This window comes from Bradyrhizobium sp. AUGA SZCCT0177, assembly GCF_018130125.1.
In the GTDB taxonomy this organism is placed as follows: Bacteria; Pseudomonadota; Alphaproteobacteria; order Rhizobiales; family Xanthobacteraceae; genus Bradyrhizobium.
This window is the reverse complement of the sequence record NZ_JAFCMA010000016.1, coordinates 36,597-54,014: the sequence shown is the minus strand read 5'-3', so window position 1 is coordinate 54,014 and position 17,418 is coordinate 36,597. Positions and strand designations below refer to the sequence as shown.

At 63.2% G+C, this 17,418-nt stretch carries 15 protein-coding genes; 8 read left to right on the top strand and 7 right to left on the bottom strand.

What is annotated here, in order from left to right; genetic code table 11:
• Positions 1–98: 98 nt before the first annotated feature.
• Complete coding sequence (locus JQ597_RS19650) at positions 99–725, top strand: hypothetical protein (protein WP_212265871.1); 627 nt, start codon at positions 99–101, stop codon at positions 723–725.
• Positions 726–842: 117 nt separating this feature from the next.
• Here JQ597_RS19650 and JQ597_RS19645 read toward each other — a convergent pair whose 3' ends face one another.
• Positions 843–1,865, bottom strand: coding sequence for a methionine synthase (locus JQ597_RS19645; protein WP_212265870.1), 1,023 nt, complete (start codon positions 1,863–1,865; stop codon positions 843–845).
• Positions 1,866–1,985: 120 nt separating this feature from the next.
• On the opposite strand from JQ597_RS19645, the gene JQ597_RS19640 reads away from it, so the two are divergent.
• The 3 genes from JQ597_RS19640 (at position 1,986) to JQ597_RS19630 (ending at position 4,403) form a co-directional block, all read left to right on the top strand.
• Positions 1,986–2,690, top strand: coding sequence for a glutathione binding-like protein (locus JQ597_RS19640; RefSeq protein ID WP_212265869.1), 705 nt, complete (start codon positions 1,986–1,988; stop codon positions 2,688–2,690).
• A gap of 118 nt (positions 2,691–2,808) precedes the next feature.
• Positions 2,809–3,429: a 2-hydroxychromene-2-carboxylate isomerase gene (locus JQ597_RS19635; protein WP_212265868.1), complete on the top strand. Its 621-nt coding sequence runs from the start codon at positions 2,809–2,811 to the stop codon at positions 3,427–3,429.
• Positions 3,429–4,403, top strand: coding sequence for an NADPH:quinone oxidoreductase family protein (locus tag JQ597_RS19630; RefSeq protein ID WP_212265867.1), 975 nt, complete (start codon positions 3,429–3,431; stop codon positions 4,401–4,403). The genes JQ597_RS19635 and JQ597_RS19630 overlap by 1 nt, the downstream gene beginning before the upstream one ends.
• 144 nt (positions 4,404–4,547) lie before the next feature.
• Here JQ597_RS19630 and JQ597_RS19625 read toward each other — a convergent pair whose 3' ends face one another.
• From JQ597_RS19625 to JQ597_RS19600, 6 genes are all read right to left on the bottom strand, one after another.
• Complete coding sequence (locus JQ597_RS19625) at positions 4,548–5,219, bottom strand: alpha/beta hydrolase (protein WP_212265866.1); 672 nt, start codon at positions 5,217–5,219, stop codon at positions 4,548–4,550.
• Positions 5,220–5,314: 95 nt separating this feature from the next.
• On the bottom strand, positions 5,315–6,205 hold the full coding sequence (locus tag JQ597_RS19620) for a crotonase/enoyl-CoA hydratase family protein (RefSeq protein ID WP_192734048.1): 891 nt from the start codon (positions 6,203–6,205) through the stop codon (positions 5,315–5,317).
• Positions 6,206–6,334: 129 nt separating this feature from the next.
• Entirely contained in the window at positions 6,335–7,756 is a 1,422-nt protein-coding gene (locus tag JQ597_RS19615; RefSeq protein WP_212265865.1) for an amidase, read from the bottom strand.
• Between the two features lie 6 nt (positions 7,757–7,762).
• Positions 7,763–8,926 (bottom strand): M20 aminoacylase family protein, encoded by a 1,164-nt coding sequence (locus tag JQ597_RS19610; RefSeq protein ID WP_212265864.1) that lies wholly within the window; start codon positions 8,924–8,926, stop codon positions 7,763–7,765.
• 6 nt (positions 8,927–8,932) lie between these two features.
• The gene (locus JQ597_RS19605) at positions 8,933–10,462 is read right to left on the bottom strand and encodes a M81 family metallopeptidase (RefSeq protein WP_212265863.1); all 1,530 of its coding nucleotides are present in this window, start codon (positions 10,460–10,462) and stop codon (positions 8,933–8,935) included.
• A gap of 259 nt (positions 10,463–10,721) precedes the next feature.
• Positions 10,722–11,852 (bottom strand): M20/M25/M40 family metallo-hydrolase, encoded by a 1,131-nt coding sequence (locus JQ597_RS19600; protein ID WP_212265862.1) that lies wholly within the window; start codon positions 11,850–11,852, stop codon positions 10,722–10,724.
• 390 nt (positions 11,853–12,242) lie between these two features.
• On the opposite strand from JQ597_RS19600, the gene JQ597_RS19595 reads away from it, so the two are divergent.
• The 4 genes from JQ597_RS19595 (at position 12,243) to JQ597_RS19580 (ending at position 17,370) form a co-directional block, all read left to right on the top strand.
• On the top strand, positions 12,243–13,823 hold the full coding sequence (locus tag JQ597_RS19595) for an ABC transporter substrate-binding protein (RefSeq protein ID WP_212265861.1): 1,581 nt from the start codon (positions 12,243–12,245) through the stop codon (positions 13,821–13,823).
• A gap of 64 nt (positions 13,824–13,887) precedes the next feature.
• Entirely contained in the window at positions 13,888–14,829 is a 942-nt protein-coding gene (locus JQ597_RS19590; RefSeq protein WP_212265860.1) for an ABC transporter permease, read from the top strand.
• The gene (locus JQ597_RS19585) at positions 14,829–15,752 is read left to right on the top strand and encodes an ABC transporter permease (protein ID WP_212265859.1); all 924 of its coding nucleotides are present in this window, start codon (positions 14,829–14,831) and stop codon (positions 15,750–15,752) included. Before JQ597_RS19590 ends, JQ597_RS19585 begins: the two co-directional genes overlap by 1 nt.
• Position 15,753: 1 nt before the next feature.
• Positions 15,754–17,370, top strand: a complete 1,617-nt coding sequence (locus JQ597_RS19580; protein WP_212265858.1) for an ABC transporter ATP-binding protein — start codon at positions 15,754–15,756, stop codon at positions 17,368–17,370.
• The last annotated feature ends 48 nt before the right edge of the window (positions 17,371–17,418 follow it).

The following is a 17,418-nucleotide window of genomic DNA, read 5'->3' as shown; positions in this document are numbered from 1 at the left end:
CGCAGCGAAGCAATCCATCGTGCGGCAAAGAAAGTGTGGATTGCTTTGTCGCTGACGCTCCTCGCAATGACGCCCGAGGCAACTAGCCGGGCAAACCCATGCCGCTGCAAAACCGCGTCACGCCCTCAGGCGACATCGTCGCCGATCCGCACCGCGGCCTGTTCACCGGCAACCGCGGCATCATCCATGATCCCGCAACGAAAACGCTGCTGAAAAAGCGCTGGGCGAGCCCGGCGTGGATCACCTGTGTCTGCGAGTTCAGGGGATGGCGACGCAAGGTGATGGGCACGCGCAGCTGGACCGAACTGTTCTTCCTCGATGAAGCGACCGCGTTCGCGGCCGGCCATCGCCCCTGTTTCTTCTGCCGCCGCGACGACGCCAACCGTTTTCGCGCGGCGTGGGAAGAGGGTAATGGCGCCGCCGATGTCCTCGCGCGAGATATTGACGCTGTGCTGCATCGGGAGCGGCTGGAGAAAGGCAAGAAGCGGCTGCATCCATTGCCGATGCCGGTCGAGAAGCTGCCTGATGGCGCGATGGTGCAGGCGGGGGCGGAGAGTTTTCTGATCATGCAGGGCAGGGGGCTGCAATGGTTGATGGCAGGCTATCGACAGGCGGGCCATGCGATCGAGAACGCGATGCTGCTGACGCCGCCGTCGACGCTGCGTGCATTGGGCGCGGGGTATCGGCCGGTGTTGCATCCGAGTGCGGGTGAATTGACGGCTTGAGCCGGACTCTATCCTTCGTCATGCCCGGCCTTGTGCCGGCATCCACGTCCTTGCTCATCAAAGAAAGACGTGGATGGCCGGGTCAAGCCCGGCCATGACGGTGGTTGGGAGCGCTGCTCACCCCAACTGCTGCCGTGCCAGCTTCGCGCCAGCCCCCAGCGCCGCCAGCTTCGCCTCCGCGATATCCCGGCGCATCGGCGCCATGCCGCAGTTCGTCGTCGCGACGATGTTGGCCTTCGGCACGAATTTCGACACCGCGTCGATCACCTTGACGACGTCTTCTGCGGTCTCGACCGTGTCGCTGGCGACGTCGATCACGCCGGCCTGGACGATCTTGCCGGTCAACAGCGCCAGCAAGTCCAGCGGCACCTTGGAATTGCGGCACTCGATCGCGACCTGCTGGATCGAGCTTTTGGCGATCGCCGGGAAAATCTCCTCGTACTGCCGCCACTCACTGCCCAGGGTTTCCTTCCAGTCGGTGTTGGCCTTGATGCCGTAGCCGTAGCAGATGTGCACGGCGGTGGCGCAGGTCAGCCCCTGCGCGGCGCGCTCCAGCGCCTTGATGCCCCAGTCCGAAACCTCGTCCATGAACACGTTAAAGGCGGGCTCGTCGAACTGGATGATATCGACGCCGTCGGCCTGCAACGCCTTGGCTTCCTCGTTCAATAGTTCGGCGAAGGCGAATGCCATCTTGACGCGGTCGCCATAATGGCCGTCCGCCACGGTGTCGATGATGGTCATCGGGCCGGGCAAAGTGAATTTCAGCTTGTGTTTGGTGTGGGCGCGGGCGACGCGGGCCTCATCGGCGTGGACGCGGCCCCTGAGCGTCAGCGGCGCCACCACCTGCGGCACCATTGCCTTGTAGCGGTCTTTGCGGATGCCCATTTCGACCTTGTGGGCGAAATCGATGCCGTCGACCTTTTCCAGAAAGCCGTGGACGAAATGCTGACGGGCCTGCTCGCCCTCGGTGACGATATCGACCCCGGAGTCCTCCTGCAACTTCACCGCCAGCATGGTGGCGTCGCGCTTGGCGCGGGCGAGTTCATCGCCCTTGGATTTCCAGGGCGCCCATAGCGTGTTCGGCTCGGCCAGCCATTCCGGCTTGGGAAGTGAGCCTGCGATCGTCGTTGGAAACAGCATGGGAGCCTCCCGAGTGGTTCTGATTGAGCGCCTGTCTGCCATGTCTTATGATGTCAGTACAGAACAACAAAAGTCGCCTTTACCGGGAATAATTCGAAAATCCCGGAGGCTGGGGAAACCATGATCGACCTGCACTACGCGCCGACGCCGAATGGCTGGAAAATCTCGATCATGCTGGAGGAACTCGGGCTCCCCTATACCGTGATCCCGGTCAACATCCGCGCCGGCGAGCAGTTCAGGCCGGAATTTTTGGCGATCAGTCCCAACAACCGCATTCCGGCCATCGTCGACCATGCGCCGGCCGACGGCGGCGCGCCGTTCTCGGTGTTCGAGACGGGCGCGATCCTGATCTATCTCGCGGAAAAGACCGGCCGTTTTCTCCCTGCGGACATGCGCGGCCGCTCCCACGCGGTGCAGTGGGTGATGTGGCAGATGAGTGGGCTCGGGCCCATGCTCGGCCAGCACGGCCATTTTGCGCTTTATGCGCAGGAAAAAATCCCATACGCCATCGAGCGCTACCGGGATGAAGCCGCGCGGCTCTATCGCGTGCTTGACACGCAGCTCGGCAAGACCGGGGCCTATATCGCCGGCGCTGAATATTCGATCGCCGACATCGCCTGCTTCCCCTGGACCATGACCCACAAGGCACAGGGCTTTACGCTCGACGATTATCCCAACATCAAGCGCTGGTACGCCGTCGTGCGCGCCCGGCCGCAGGTGCAGGCGGGATTGGCGATCGGCAAGTTCGTGAAAGAACCATTCGACGAGGAAGCGCGCAGGAACATGTTTGGCCAGAAGGCAAAGGAAATGGCCGGGCGGAAGTAAGAACCAGCCGCGCCGTCATTGCGAGGAGCGAAGCGACGAAGCAATCCATCCATCCGTTATGCCGTGCGATGGATTGCTTCGCTTGTATGACGGCCTAGAAACACAAAAAGGAAATGCCATGATCGAATTCTTCTTCGACTGTTCCAGTCCCTGGACCTATCTCGCCTTCCACAACATCCAGCCGCTTGCAAAAGAGCTCGGCGTCGAGATTTCGTGGCGGCCGATCCTGGTCGGCGGCATCTTCAACACGGTCAATCCCAGCGTTTACGCCCAGCGCGAAACGCCGGTGCCGCTGAAGGCGCGTTACATGAAAAAGGATATTGCCGACTGGGCGCGCTCCGCGGGGCTTGCGATCAAGATGCCGCCGACGGTGTTTCCGGTGAACAGCGTCAAGGCGATGCGCGGCTGCATCTGGCTGGGCAAAGAATCTGAAAGGCACATGGTGCCGTTCGCGCGCGCCGTGTTCGAGACCTATTGGGGCGGCGACAAGGACATTTCGCAGGACTCGGTATTGACGGAAGTCTGCAAGAGCGTCGGCGTCGATCACGTCAAGTTCTTTGCCGGCATTGGCGAGCAGGCGATCAAGGACCAGCTCAAGGCCAACACCGATGAGGTGATGGCGCGGGGCGGCTTTGGATCGCCGACCATCTTCGTCGGCAAGACCGACATGTATTTTGGCAACGACCGCATGCCGCTGATCCGCGAAGCTGTGCAGCGGCTGCAAGAGAAGGCTGCCTGATGCCGAAAGCCGTCGTCTGCCGCGAACTCGGCCCGCCCGAAAGCCTGCGCTTGGAAACCGTTGACAGTGCACCGTTGGCGCCAGGGCAGGTGCGTGTTGCGATCCGCGCCGCCGGGATCAATTTTCCGGACATATTGATGGCGGCGGGTCAATACCAGCTCAAACCGCCATTGCCGTTCACGCCCGGCGTTGAAGCCGCCGGCGATGTCGTCGAGGTGAACGATGCGACGGGTGTCAAGGTCGGCGACAAGGTGATCGTCAAGATGCGTCACGGCGCCTATTGCGACGAGGCCGTGGCCACGCCGTCGCAACTCGTGCCGCTGCCCTCGACCTTCGACTATGCGGAGGGCGCGACGTTCCTGGCCGGCCACGGCACGGCCTATCACGCGCTGATCGATCGCGGGCAGCTTCAGCCGGGTGAAGTGCTGCTCGTGCATGGCGCCGGTGGCGGCGTGGGACTAGCGGCGGTCGAGATCGGCAAGCTGCTGGGGGCCACCGTGATCGCGACCGCATCAAGCGACGAGAAACTTGCGATCGCCAGGGCGAGGGGCGCCGATCATCTCGTGCGCTATGACCAGGAACCGTTTCGCGACGCGGTCAAGCGCATCACCGACGGGCGCGGCGCGGATGTCGTGTTTGACCCCGTCGGCGGCGAGGTGTTCGAGAACTCGATGCGCTGCATCAACTGGGGCGCGCGCCTCTTGATCATCGGATTCACCGGCGGCATCGGGCTCGCCAAAACCAATCTCCTGATGATCAAGGGCGCCAGCGTGCTCGGCGTGCGCGCCGGCGAAGCGGTGCGGAAAAATCCCGCGCTCGGCGAGGTCAGGATCAAAGTGCTGACGGAGTGGGCGGAAGCCGGAAAAATCCGCCCCAACATCTCCCACCGCCTGCCGCTGGAAGACTACGCCCGCGCGATGCGGCTGTTGATCGACCGCAAGGCCATCGGCCGCGTGGCGCTGACGATGGGGTGACCTTGTCGTCCCGGCCTTGAGCCGGGACCCATACCGCGTGATGTAGCGAGGAAGCAAAGTGGCAGACGCTCTTCGCAAAACTAAAGCCGGTGGCTATGGGTCCCGGCTCAAGGCCGGGACGACGTGAGGAGAGTTGGCTCCTTCTCATCCGCTCTCTTGTCTGCCAAACCTGCCATCCCTCAGAAACGCAATCGTCTGCGCAATCGCCGCATTATTCCTTGGCAGCCAGGGATGCGCCGTGCCTATCACGATGTGGTCGGTCATCCCGTCGAGCTTGGTGTTCTCCACCGACACCGGGCCGTCATGCGGCTTTTGCAGGAACAGCGCAGCGGTCGGATCGAGCGACCGGTTTCCCGCGATGATGCCGACAGGGTAATCGACCGGCGGAAACAATGCGCCGGTTGCGGCATCGCGCCGGGTCACGAGTTGCTCACTGGCGGGCCCGAACCAGGCGCGGTAGAGCGACACGTTCTTCAGGCGATCGGCGATCTCGCTACCGCCATTGGGCGTACCGAGCATCACCACGCGGCCCAAATGCTGCGGCCGATATCTGGAAATGTAGACGCGGGCGAGCAAGCCGCCCATCGAATGGCCGACGAAATGAAGCTGGCCTGCGATCCCAGCGGCTAAGTGTGTGACGGCGGGATGGATATGCTCAGCCAACGGTTCGAGCGCGTGATGGCGGCTGGGATAGTCGATGTTCAGCGTGGCGAAGCCGGCGGCCTCGAGCGCGGTCTGCATTTTCCGGAATGACAGGGCCGTCCTGCTGATGCCGTGCAGCAGGATGACACCGTCATTATTTTCGGGCATTTCCATCGTCCGTCATTCCGGGGCGATGCAGAGCATCGAACCCGGAATCTCGAGATCCCGGGTTCGATGCTTCGCATCGCCCCGGGATGACGGCTTCGCCGTCACTTATACTCCCGCTCGTCCCACCACGGGTAGTAGTCGGGCATATCTGATGAAACCTTGTTCTTGAATTGCGCCGGGCGCTTTTCCAAAAACGACACCACGCCTTCCCTGACGTCATCAGAGCGGCCGCGGGCGTAGATGCCGCGGCTGTCGACCTTGTGCGCTTCCATCGGATCGTCGGCGCCCATCATGCGCCACATCATCTGGCGGATCAGCGCCACCGAGACCGGCGCGGTCTTGGCGGCGATTTCCTTGGCGAGCGCGCGGGCGGTCGGCAGCAAATCATCCGGCGGCACCACCTTGCTGACGAGGCGGCCGGCGAGGGCTTCCTGCGCCGGGAAGACGCGACCGGTGTAGCACCACTCCAGCGCCTGGGCGATGCCGACGAGGCGCGGCAGGAACCAGCTTGAGGCAGCCTCGGGCACGATGCCGCGTTGGGAGAACACAAAACCGAAGCGCGCGGCTTCGCTCGCAATGCGGATGTCCATCGCGAGCTGCATGGTGACGCCGATGCCGACCGCCGGGCCGTTCACCGCCGCGATCACGGGTTTTAAGCATTTGAAGATGCGCAGCGTCACCTGTCCGCCGCCGTCGCGCACCTGCGGATCGCTGTAATCCACCGTGCCGTCGGCCAGCCGCTTCACCGGCCCGCGCCGCGCGTCGCGGTCGAAGGTGTTGGCGCCGGAGGACAGATCAGCGCCGGCGCAGAACCCGCGCCCCGCGCCGGTCACGATGATGGCCCTGACATTGTCGTCCTTGTCGGCCGCGTCGAACGCGTCGATCAATTCCTGCTGCATGGTGCCGTTGAAGGCGTTGAGCTTGTCGGGCCGGTTCAAGGTGATGGTGAGAATCTGCTCGGCGACCTCGTACTTGATGGTCTCATACGCCATGGGGTTTCCTCTGCTGTATCTTTGTTTGGTGATTTGTACCCGTCATTCCGGGGCGTCGCAAAGCGGCGAACCCGGAATCTCGAGATTCCGGGCTCGTTGCTGCGCAACGCCCCGGAATGACGGAGAAAACTACTTCTTCGGCGGGGCCGGCCACGGCTTTTGCGGGCCGCGCAGGCCTTCGAACGCCTTGGCCATGCCGAGCACGCCGAGATCGTCGAACCGCCGGCCGACGATCTGCACGCCGATCGGAAAGCCCTTCTTGTCGTAGCCGCCATTGATCGAGACGGCCGGGTTCTCCGACATATTCCACGGCACGGTATAGGCGATGTGCTCGAACGGTTTCGTGGGATCGTTGACCGGGGAGGCGAACTCGGCCGGGAAGTTCACCACCGGCGACACCGGAGAAACTACGTAATCGAGATCGCAGAACAGTTTTGCCGCGGCGGTGCGGATCGCCATGGTGGCGTTGAAGCCCCTGATGACATCAAGGCCTGAGAGCTTCGCGCCGGCCTCTGCCCATTGAAGGATGTAAGGCAACGTCTTGGCGCGCTCCTCCGGCGTCAGCCTGGAAATATCGTCCCAGCTTCGCGCGCGAAAGAAATTGTCGATCCCGTCGAGCATCTCACGCGTCAATATGCCGTCGATTTCGGTAACGACCGCGCCGGCGGATTCGAACGCCTTGGCGGCCTTGACTGCGACCTCGCGCACTTCCTTCTCCAGCGGCTGACCGGTGCCGGCATCGAGCATCAACCCGATCCGCACTTTGCGCGGCGATTTGTCGAGCCCCTTCCAGTTGATCTCATGCGCGGGCAGGCTCATGCCGTCGCGCCGGTCCGGCCGCGACAGCACGCTCATCATCAGCGCCGCATCGTCGACGGTGCGGGTCATCGGCCCCGCGACGCGGCCGACATAGAACGGCTCCATCGGAACGCGCCCGAGGCTGGGCTTCAGCCCGACCAGGCCGCACCAGCAGGCCGGCAGCCGCACAGAGCCGCCGATATCCGTTCCGAGATGCAGCGGACCGTAACCGGCCGCGCCGGTGGCGCCGGCGCCGGAAGAGGATCCGCCGGGGTTCTTGCTGAGGTCCCAGGGATTGCGGGTGAGGGGATGGAAGCTCGAAAGGCCCGACGACAGCATGCCGTAATCCGGCATCGTCGTCTTGGAGAAGATGATGGAGCCGGCTTCGCGCAGCCGTGCGGCGGGCGGCGCGTCCTTCGGTGAAGGCACCAGCTTGACGCTGGCGGCGCCGAGCGGCACCGGCTGGTCCTTGGTGGCGATATTGTCCTTGATGGTCACCGGCACGCCGTCGAGCGTGCCGACAGGCTCGCCCTTCTGCCAGCGTTCGGTCGAGGCCTTGGCGACGGTGCGCGCGCCCTCGGGGTCGAGCAAATAGAGCGCCTTGATGTGCGGCTCCCACGCCGCGACATGCGCCAGCACTTCCTCCAGCACTTCGGACGGTGAGAACTGCTTGGCGCGATAGCCGGCGAGAAGGTCGACGGCGCTGAGATCGTGCAGCGACGTGACCTCTTCTTCTTTTTTGGTTTTATGCATGACCACCTAACCTACTGGCATACGGGTCTCGATGATGCGCGCGAACATGCTGGCGCCGATCGGCAGGATCTTGTCGTCGAGGACGTAACCGGGATTGTGCACCGGCACCGAGCCTTCATGGCCGACCCAGAAATAGGCGCCGGGCACCGCCTGCATCATGTCGGCGAAATCCTCGCTGCCCATTTTCGGCTCGGTGCGGGTGATCACCTTGTCCGGATCGACCACCGTACGCGCCACCGCCTCAACGATCCGCGACTGCTCTTCCTGGTTCACCAGCACGCTGAAGGTGTCGCGGATGTCGGCAGTGATCTCGCACTGGAACGCCGCAGCGATGCCGGCGCAGATCGCGCGCATGCGCTCGCGGATCAGTGCGCGCACGCCGTCATCGAAAGCGCGGACGGTGCCGCACAGCTTGGCCTGGCCGGGAATGACGTTGTAGGCCGAGCCGGCATGGATCTGCGTGATCGACAGCACCGCCGGGTGATGCGGAGGGACGTTGCGGCTGACGACGGTCTGCAGCGCCTGCGCCAGCGTGGTCGCGATGATCACGGCATCCTTGGAGCGTTCCGGCATCGCGCCATGGGCGCCGTAGCCGTCGATCGTGATGTCGAAGAAATCGGCGCCCGCCATCGCCGGGCCCGGCAGGATCGCGATCTCGCCGTGGTTCAGGTCAGGCGCGTTGTGCAGGCCGTAGACCTCGTCGCAGGGAAATTTCTGGAACAGGCCGTCCTTGATCATCGCGCGAGCGCCGCCGAGACCTTCTTCGGCGGGCTGGAAGATGAAATGCACGGTGCCGTCGAAGTTTTTGGTCTCGGCGAGATAGCGCGCGGTGCCGAGCAGCATGGTGGTGTGGCCGTCATGGCCGCAGCCGTGGAAGCGGCCGGGAATGGTCGAGCGCCAGCGCAGATTGGTGTTCTCTTCCATCGGCAGCGCGTCCATGTCGGCGCGCAGGCCGATTTTCATGCCGCTGTTGCCCTTGCCCTTGAGCACGCCGACGACGCCGGTGCCGCCAAGGCCGCGATGCACCTCGATGCCCCATTGCGTCAGCTTGTCGGCGACGATGCCTGAGGTGCGGACCTCCTCGAAGCCGATCTCGGGATGGGCATGAAGATCGCGCCTGATAGCGGTGAGTTCTTCGGCATAGCCGTCGATGCGTTCGATGGTGGGCATGTCTGTTTATCCGGTTACGGTTGAACGAGATTTGGCTGGAGTCGCAAAAGCAGGGCCGTTCGGCTTGATGCGGATACCCGGACGCAGCCGCGTCCAGGGCAGGGCGGCGGTATCGGCCGGCATCGCGCCGGGCGCGGCGCAGATCAGCAGTTTTTCGGCGATCGACTCAAAGTCGGCGCGGAAGTGCACCGAACTCTTGTTGACCAGGATCGCCTGTTCGGTCGGTTCGATCCCGACATAGCGGTACATCGCCTGGTCGGCGAGTTGCGCCTTGTAGGAACTCACGACCACACGGACATCGCCGATGCGCAGGCACGCCGACGGTCCCATCTCCATGTCGCGGCCGCCATAATAGGGGCCGGACGCCACGAACTTGCCGTCCGACAGTTTTTCGACGACGAACGTTTCCTGATACGGCGCGTCGCCCGGGATGCCGGACTTGCCGCCGAGCGAAAGCGTCACGGTCGCGCCGACGCCCGCGGCATGCGCGGCCTTGGCTGACTCCGGATCATAGATCACGCCGGTCGCCGCTCGCGTCGCCTTGTTGCGGACCAGCGCCCGCAGCATTCCTGTCGTGTCGGAATCGCCGCCGGCGCCGGGATTGTCCTGGGTGTCGGCGATGACGATCGGCTTGCTGGCGTTCTTGGCCAATTCCATGGCGTGGCGCACGCCGTCGTCGGGCGAATAGATACGGCCGTCGAAATCGTCCTCGTGACTCTCGACCAGCGCTACGACTTGGTCGGCGGCGGCATCCGCATCGGCCTGCGTCGCGCCGTAGGCGAATACGCTGGGGCCACAATCCCTGAAATCGGCGGCCGGAAATCCGGGCGCGAATGACAGCGTCGGAACTGAAGCGCTCTCCAGCGCCGCCAGTTTTTCATAGATGCCTTTGGTCGGCTGGTCGTTGGTGCATTGCCAGCTGATCGGAATCAGGAACGGCAATTGCCGGAAGGCTTTTGCGTAACGCGCCTTTGTCTTGAGCATCAGCGCCAGATGCTTTGCACAGGCCCGGCCGGTGTCGGCCATGTCGACGTGAGGGTAGGTGCGGTAGGCGATGAGCGCATCCGCATGTTCCATCATCTCGGGCGAGACGTTGGCATGGAGGTCGAGGCTGACGACCAGCGGCAGGTCCTTGCCGATCACCTTGCGCACCCGGGCAAGCGTTTCGCCTTCGCCGTCGTCGTAATGTTCAGTGACCATGGCGCCGTGCAGGTCGAGATAGACGGCATCGATCGGTGCGGCCGCTGCGATGCCGTCGACCATTTCCTTCATGATGCGTTCGAAGGCATCCTTGGTGACATGGGCTGATGGAACAGCGGCCGCCGAGATCGTCGGCACCAGCTCCCAGCCATTGGCCTCGGCGGCTTCGACAAAGCCGGCAAGGCCAATATTGACCTTGCGCATCACCTTGAGCACGTCGGCGCCATGCGCCATCGACGGCCATCCGCCACCATGAACGAAATCGTCATAGGTCGCCTTGGTCGGCGCGAACGTGTTGGTCTCGTGCAGAAAGGCACCAACGGCAATGCGGGTCATCAAGTTTTCTCACCGGTGCACTCGTTGGGGGACGTTAAGCGTGTCATTGCGCCAAGCGCAAGCCGTGGAGCAATTCCGTTTTGCATGCCGCCCCATGCGTCATTGCGAGCGAAGCGACCTGTCCGCCGTAGCTCAACGAGCGAAGGCGGAAGCAATCCATGCAGCGGCTTGCGCCGTTAGGCATTGCCTGGGAGCGTTGCTCCCATGCGCAAACGCTCTGCGTTTGCCGCAGGCAATGATGGGGAGAGATGCCTGGCACTCACGTCAATGTCGCCAGCAACCCCGCCATCAAGCGGCCACGCTCGGCGAGACTGTCGACTTCGATATGTTCGTTGAGCGTATGCGCGTCGGCACCGCGAACGCCCAGGCCATCGAGGGTTGGGATACCCATCGCGCCAGTAAAGTTGCCGTCGGAGCCGCCGCCGGCGCTGGCGTGCGGCAGCTCGACGCCCAGGCTGCGGGCCACGTTGCGCGCCTGTTCGTAGAGCGCCATCGTGCCGGCGTCAGGCTCCCACACCGGCCGGGTCACGCCACGGGTGACCTTGAACGTGACGTCATTGCTGGTCCCGGAAAGCGCGAGCATGCGCTCGACGCCGCGATCGAGATCTGCCTGCCGCTTGGCCATGCTGAGCGCCTCGCCGGTGCAGGTGGTGGCGACGCAGTTCACCCACTGGCCACCATGCACGATGCCGACCGAAAAAGTGCAATCTTCAGTCGTCATGGCATCGATGGCGATAATCTGGCGTGCCATCTCGCGGATCGCGGAACGGCCGGATGAGAGCGTGGCGCCGGCATGGCTCGGCTTGCCGATCGCTTCGAGATTGAACCGGGCAATCGCATATCGTCCGGTGACGACGCCGTTGTTGGGACGACCCGGCTCCGGCACCAGCACGTATTTGTTGCGGGCGGCTTCGGCCTCGATGATGTCGCGGGTCGATGGCGTGCCGACCTCTTCGTCCGGCGTGAACAGTACCGTGATCGGCAGCGGCGTCGTGAACGAGGCGCGCGCCAATTGCCGGATTGCCTCCAGGCTGAGGTAGTTGCCGCCCTTCATGTCGAATATGCCCGGGCCGTAGCATTTGTTGCCCTCGCGCCGCCACGCCAGCTTTTGCAGCGTGCCGACGGGATGGACGGTATCGAGATGGCCGGCGATCAGGATGCCGGGTTCGCCCTGCTTCGGGTGGGGAAAGCGCGCGCGGACGCAGCCGGCAAAGCCCTGCCGCCCGGCGATGCGTTCGATGGTCGCACCCATGATGGCCATCTCCCGCGCTGCAAGATCAAGCATGCGGTCGACCGCGCCGGCGTCCCAGGTGGGGCTTTCGCATTCGACCCAGGTCCGCAGCCCCTGCAGCATGGTCTCGGAATCAAAGGGAAGGTTGGCAGGATTCATCTGGATTCTCCCGGTTCGGCCGGAATGTTTGGGCTCGGTGCCGATCGGTCCGTACGAGAGGGACCGGCAGGGATTTTGTAAAGGGAAAATATCCCGCCGTCAGACTTTCGCCGCAGCGGATCGGGGAATGGGAATTCTGGCATCATTCTTGATTGTAGATATTTGTGAAGGCGTGCTGGCGGAGCCGGATAGGGCCGTCCAGCGGCCAGCGCAAGCCAGGCGCGGATGAGGGCTATCCCGACTTCCACCTGAACGCCGGCGTCATCCGTATCGTCGGACCAAAAGGGTGTTGTGAAGCTCAAGATCGACCCTATAGTCCGGTCAGAAACCGGGCAGGGGGCCCGAACAAGAAAAAGCGTTCGGGCGCCGAGCGACAATGGAGGTGAAGGAATGAATGCGTTCAGAAAAACAATTCTGGCTGCGACTTGCGTCGGCAGCCTGATGACGGTGGCGGCGCCAGCGTTGGCCCAGACTACCTTGCGCGCCGTCATGCACTCGGATCTGAAGATTCTGGATCCGATCTGGACCACGGCCTACATCGTCCGCAACCATGGCTACATGATTTACGACACGCTTCTCGCGCAGGATGAAAAGGGCGAGATCAAGCCGCAGATGGTCGAGAAGTACGAAGCCGCGGCGGACGGCAAAAGTTACACCTTCACGCTGCGCGACGGACTGCTGTGGCACGACGGCAAGCCGGTGACATCGGAAGACTGCATCGCTTCGATCAAGCGCTGGGCAGTCAAGGACTCGCTCGGTCAGAAGATGATGACCTTCGTCGACTCCATCGACGCGGTCGATGCCAAAACTTTCACCATCAAGCTCAAGGAACCGACAGGCCTCGTGCTGCTCGGCCTGTCAAAGCCCTCGTCCAACGTGCCGTTCATGATGCCCAAGCGCGTCGCCGATACGGACGCCAACAAGCAGATCGAGGATTTCACCGGCTCCGGCCCGTTCGTCTTCGTCAAGGATGAATGGAAGCCGGGCGACAAGACCGTCTACGTCAAGTTCGATAAGTACAAGCCGCGCGCCGAGCCCGCATCGGGTCTTGCCGGCGGCAAGGTCGTCAAGGTGGACCGCGTCGAGTGGCGCGCCATTTCCGACGCGCAGCAGGCGGTCAACGCGCTGCAAAAGGGTGAGATCGACTACATCGAGCAACCCAGCCATGATCTCCTTGGTACCCTGAAGAAGGATGCCAATATCGCGATCGTCCAGGTACCGCAGATCAAGGCGCAGTACGTCTTCCGCCCCAACCACCTGCACAAGCCGTTCGACAACCCGAAAATCCGCCAGGCGCTATGGTACGCCTTCAATCAGGAAGACTTCCTGATGGCGACCATCGGTGACGAGAACTACATCAAGGCTTGCAAGGCGCTGTTCGTCTGCGACACCCAGTTCGGGACGACCAATGGAACGGATGCCATTCTCAACTCGAACGCCAAGAAGTCGCAGGAGCTCTTGAAGGAAGCGGGCTATGACGGCACGCCCGTCCTGCTGATGCACTCCACCGACCTGAAGGCTCTGACCAACCTCGCGCCAGTGGCGAAATCACTGATGGAGAAAGGCGGCTTCAAGGTCGACATGCAGTCGATGGACTGGCAGACCCTCGTTGCGCGCCGCGCCAAGAAGGATCCACCGAGCGCCGGTGGCTGGAACGCCTTCCTGACGGCCTGGGTCGTGGCCGACGTGATGAACCCGGTCTCTGCCGCCTATGTGAATTCGGGGTGCGACAAGGCTTCGTTCGGATGGCCCTGCGACCCGGAAATGGAGAAGCTGCGCGACGATTTCGCTCGAACAACCGATCTGGCAAAGCAGAAACAGATCGCGGAAGCGGTGCAGAAGCGTAATATCGAGATCACGGCCATGATCCCGGTCGGTGAGTATGTCCAGCCGATTGCCATTCGCAAGAACGTCAAGGGGCTGTTGATGGCGCCGGTCCCGGTGCATTGGAACATCGAAGTCACCAAGTGATGTGCAAGTGATGTGAAGGAAGCGGGCGGCTTACCGCCGCCCGCTTGGTTTCGGGGATCGACCTATGTATGGCTACTTCTTCCGGCGATTGCTCGGCACGATCCCCGTGATGCTGGTGGTTGCGGTCTTCATCTTCCTGATGCTGCGTCTGACCCCGTCCGACCCGGCGGCCGTCATCGCCGGCGACAATGCCACCACCGAACAGGTGGCGCAGATCCGCAGCCAGCTCGGCCTCGACCGGCCGATGATCGAGCAGTTCGTGATCTGGTCGGGCAGAGTGCTGACGGGTAATTTCGGCGAAAGCTTCTTCTTCAAGAAGACCGTGGCCTCGCTGATTGCCGAACGCATCGAGCCGACTTTGTCGCTCGCCTTGTTCACGATTCTGATTGCGGTGTTTGTCGCTGTTCCGCTCGGCGTGCTGGCCGCGCACCGGCACGGTTCGTGGATCGACCGCATCGTCATGGGCTTTTCGGTGCTCGGCTTTTCCGTGCCCGTGTTCGTGATCGGCTACCTCCTGATCTATTTGTTCGCGGTCTATTTGAACTGGCTGCCGGTGCAGGGCTATCAGCGAATCTCGGAGGGGATCGGCGGCTGGGTGCAGCGGCTGATCCTGCCGTCGGTGACCTTGTCGGTGATCTATATCGCGCTGATCGCGCGCATGACGCGCACCAGCGTGCTGGAAGTGCTGTCGGAAGACTATATCCGCACCGCGCGGGCCAAGGGACAATCCGAGCGAAAGGTGCTGTTCCGTCATGCGCTGCGCAATGCCGCCGTTCCGATCGTCACGGTGATCGGACTTGGCGTGGCGCTCCTGATCGGCGGCGTCGTCGTTACCGAGAGCGTGTTCACGATCCCCGGCCTTGGCAGGCTCACGGTGGATGCGGTGCTGGCGCGCGACTACCCGACGATTCAGGCCGTGATCCTGCTGTTCTCATTCGTCTACGTCATGATCAACCTGTCGGTCGACATGATCTACACCGTTCTCGATCCCAGGATTCGCTACTGATGGCCGACGCGACGATCCTCGAACCCGTGCTGCCGGCGAGCCCGGTCAAGCCCGCCGCGTATCGCAAATTGCTGCGCAACCCGGGCGTGGTGTTCGGCGCTGCCGTCATCACGATCGTATTGCTGATGGGGCTGCTCGCGCCCTGGCTCGGAACCATCGATCCGACGGCGATCAGCCCGATTGCGCGCAACAAGGTGCCCGGCACGGAAATCACGATGCGGACGGACACCGGCGAACGCATCAAGATGATCACCAAGTTCGGCACAGACAGCTTGGGACGTGATGTCTACAGTCGCGTGGTCTATGGCGCGCGCGTCTCGCTCTTTGTCGGCATCACGGTGGCGCTGATCAGCGTCGCCTGTGGCCTGTTCATCGGTCTGCTCGCCGGCTTCTTCCGCATGCTCGACGCCGTCATCATGCGGATCATGGACGGGTTGATGGCCATTCCGGCCATCCTGCTTGCGATCGCCATGGTGTCGCTGTTCCGTTCCAGCGTGTGGACGGTGATCATCGCCATCACTGTTCCGCAGATTCCGGGCGTGGTCCGGCTCGTGCGCTCCATCGTGCTCAGTGTGCGCGAGGAGCCCTATGTCGAGGCGGCGGTGACGCTCGGCACCTCCACCCCGAAACTGCTGTGGCGGCACGTGTTGCCCAACACGATCGCGCCCATGATCGTGCAGGGCACGTTCATTTGCGCGTCGGCCATTCTGATCGAGGCCATCCTGTCGTTCCTCGGCATCGGCGTGCCACCGGAGGTGCCGACCTGGGGCAACATCATGGCCGAGGGCCGTCAGGTCTTCAGCCTTTATCCGCACAATATCATCTATCCCGGGGTGTGCCTTGCGCTCACGATCCTTGCCGTCAACACTCTCGGCGACGGCTTGCGCGATACGCTCGATCCCAAGATGGCGAAGCGGGTGTGATGTGAGCAATACCGTACTCGAAGTCTCCGATCTTTCCGTCTCCATCAGGGGAGGCGACCGGACGCACGCCGTGCAGGGTATCAACCTCACCGTCGGTACCGACGAGATCGTCTGCGTGGTCGGCGAATCCGGTTCCGGCAAGTCGGTGACGGCGCAGGCCGTGATGGGCCTGTTGCCGAAAGCTGCGATGCGGGTCGAGTCCGGCTCGATCCGGCTGCAGGGCGATGAACTCCTCACAAAATCCGATTCGGAGCTGCGCGCGATCCGCGGCACCCGCATGGCCATGGTGTTCCAGGAGCCGATGACGGCGCTCAATCCGGTCGAGCGGGTCGGCGACCAGATCCGTGAAGTGCTGGAGATCCACACCAGGCTCGACCAGAAGGAGCAGCGCGCGCGTGTACTTGAGATCATGCGCGCGGTGCATCTGCCGGACCCTGAACAGATGATCGACGCCTATCCGCACCAGCTGTCCGGCGGCCAACGCCAGCGGATCATGATCGCGGCTGCGCTGGTGCTCGACCCCGCTCTGCTGATTGCCGACGAGCCGACCACGGCGCTCGACGTCACCACGCAGGCTCAGATCCTCAAGCTCGTACGGGAAATGCAGGGGCGGACGAAAACCGGCGTGCTGTTCATCACCCACGATTTCGGCGTCGTTTCCGAGATCGCCGATCGCGTCGTGGTGATGCAGATGGGCCGGATCGTGGAGCAGGGCCCCTGCGAGGAAGTGCTGCGGGCCCCGCGCGAGGAATATACCAGGATGCTGCTGCGCGCAGTGCCGAGCATGACGCCGCCGAAGCGATCTCCGGTGACCGGTCCGGTGGTCCTGCAGACCGAGAATCTCTTCAAGACTTATGGCAAGCGATCGCTGTTCAATCCGAAGGCGCGCGTCGTGGCCGCGGTCAAGGACGTCTCGCTGACGATCCGTCGCGGCGAAACGCTCGGCATTGTCGGCGAGTCCGGTTCAGGCAAGTCGACAGTGGCGCGTTGCGTCGCGCGGCTGGTCGACACCTCCGGCGGCGGCATCAAGATCGACGGCATCGATATCGCGGCAATGCGGGAGGCGAAGTTTCGTCCGATGCGCCGGCGCGTTCAGTTCATCTTCCAGGATCCATATCGATCGCTCAATCCGCGCCGCACGGTCGGTGAGGCGATCATCGAGGGGCCGATGAATTTTGGCGTCAGCCGCAAGGAGGCGCTGCAGCGTGCGCGCGACCTGATGGCGATCGTGCACCTGCCGCCGGCCGCGATCGATCGCTTCCCGCACCAGTTCTCCGGCGGCCAGCGCCAAAGGATCTGCATTGCGCGGGCGCTGGCGATGGAGCCTGAATTGCTGATTGGCGACGAGCCGGTGTCGGCGCTCGACGTCTCCGTGCAGGATCAGGTGCTGAAGCTCCTGGACGAGGTGCGTCGAAAGTTTAATCTGGCGGTGCTGTTCATCACCCACGATTTGCGGGTCGCAGCCCAGGTCTGTGACCGGATCGCGGTCATGCAGCGCGGGGTAATTGTCGAACAGGGCACCACGGCGGAGGTCTTCGCCGCGCCCCAGCACGAATATACCAGGGCATTGTTCGACGCCGCGCCTGGCCGGCATCAGGAATTCGCCGCCAGCGCTTGATGGCGCGGGACCGGATTTGCGAAGGTGAGCGCGGACCCCGGGCCGGTT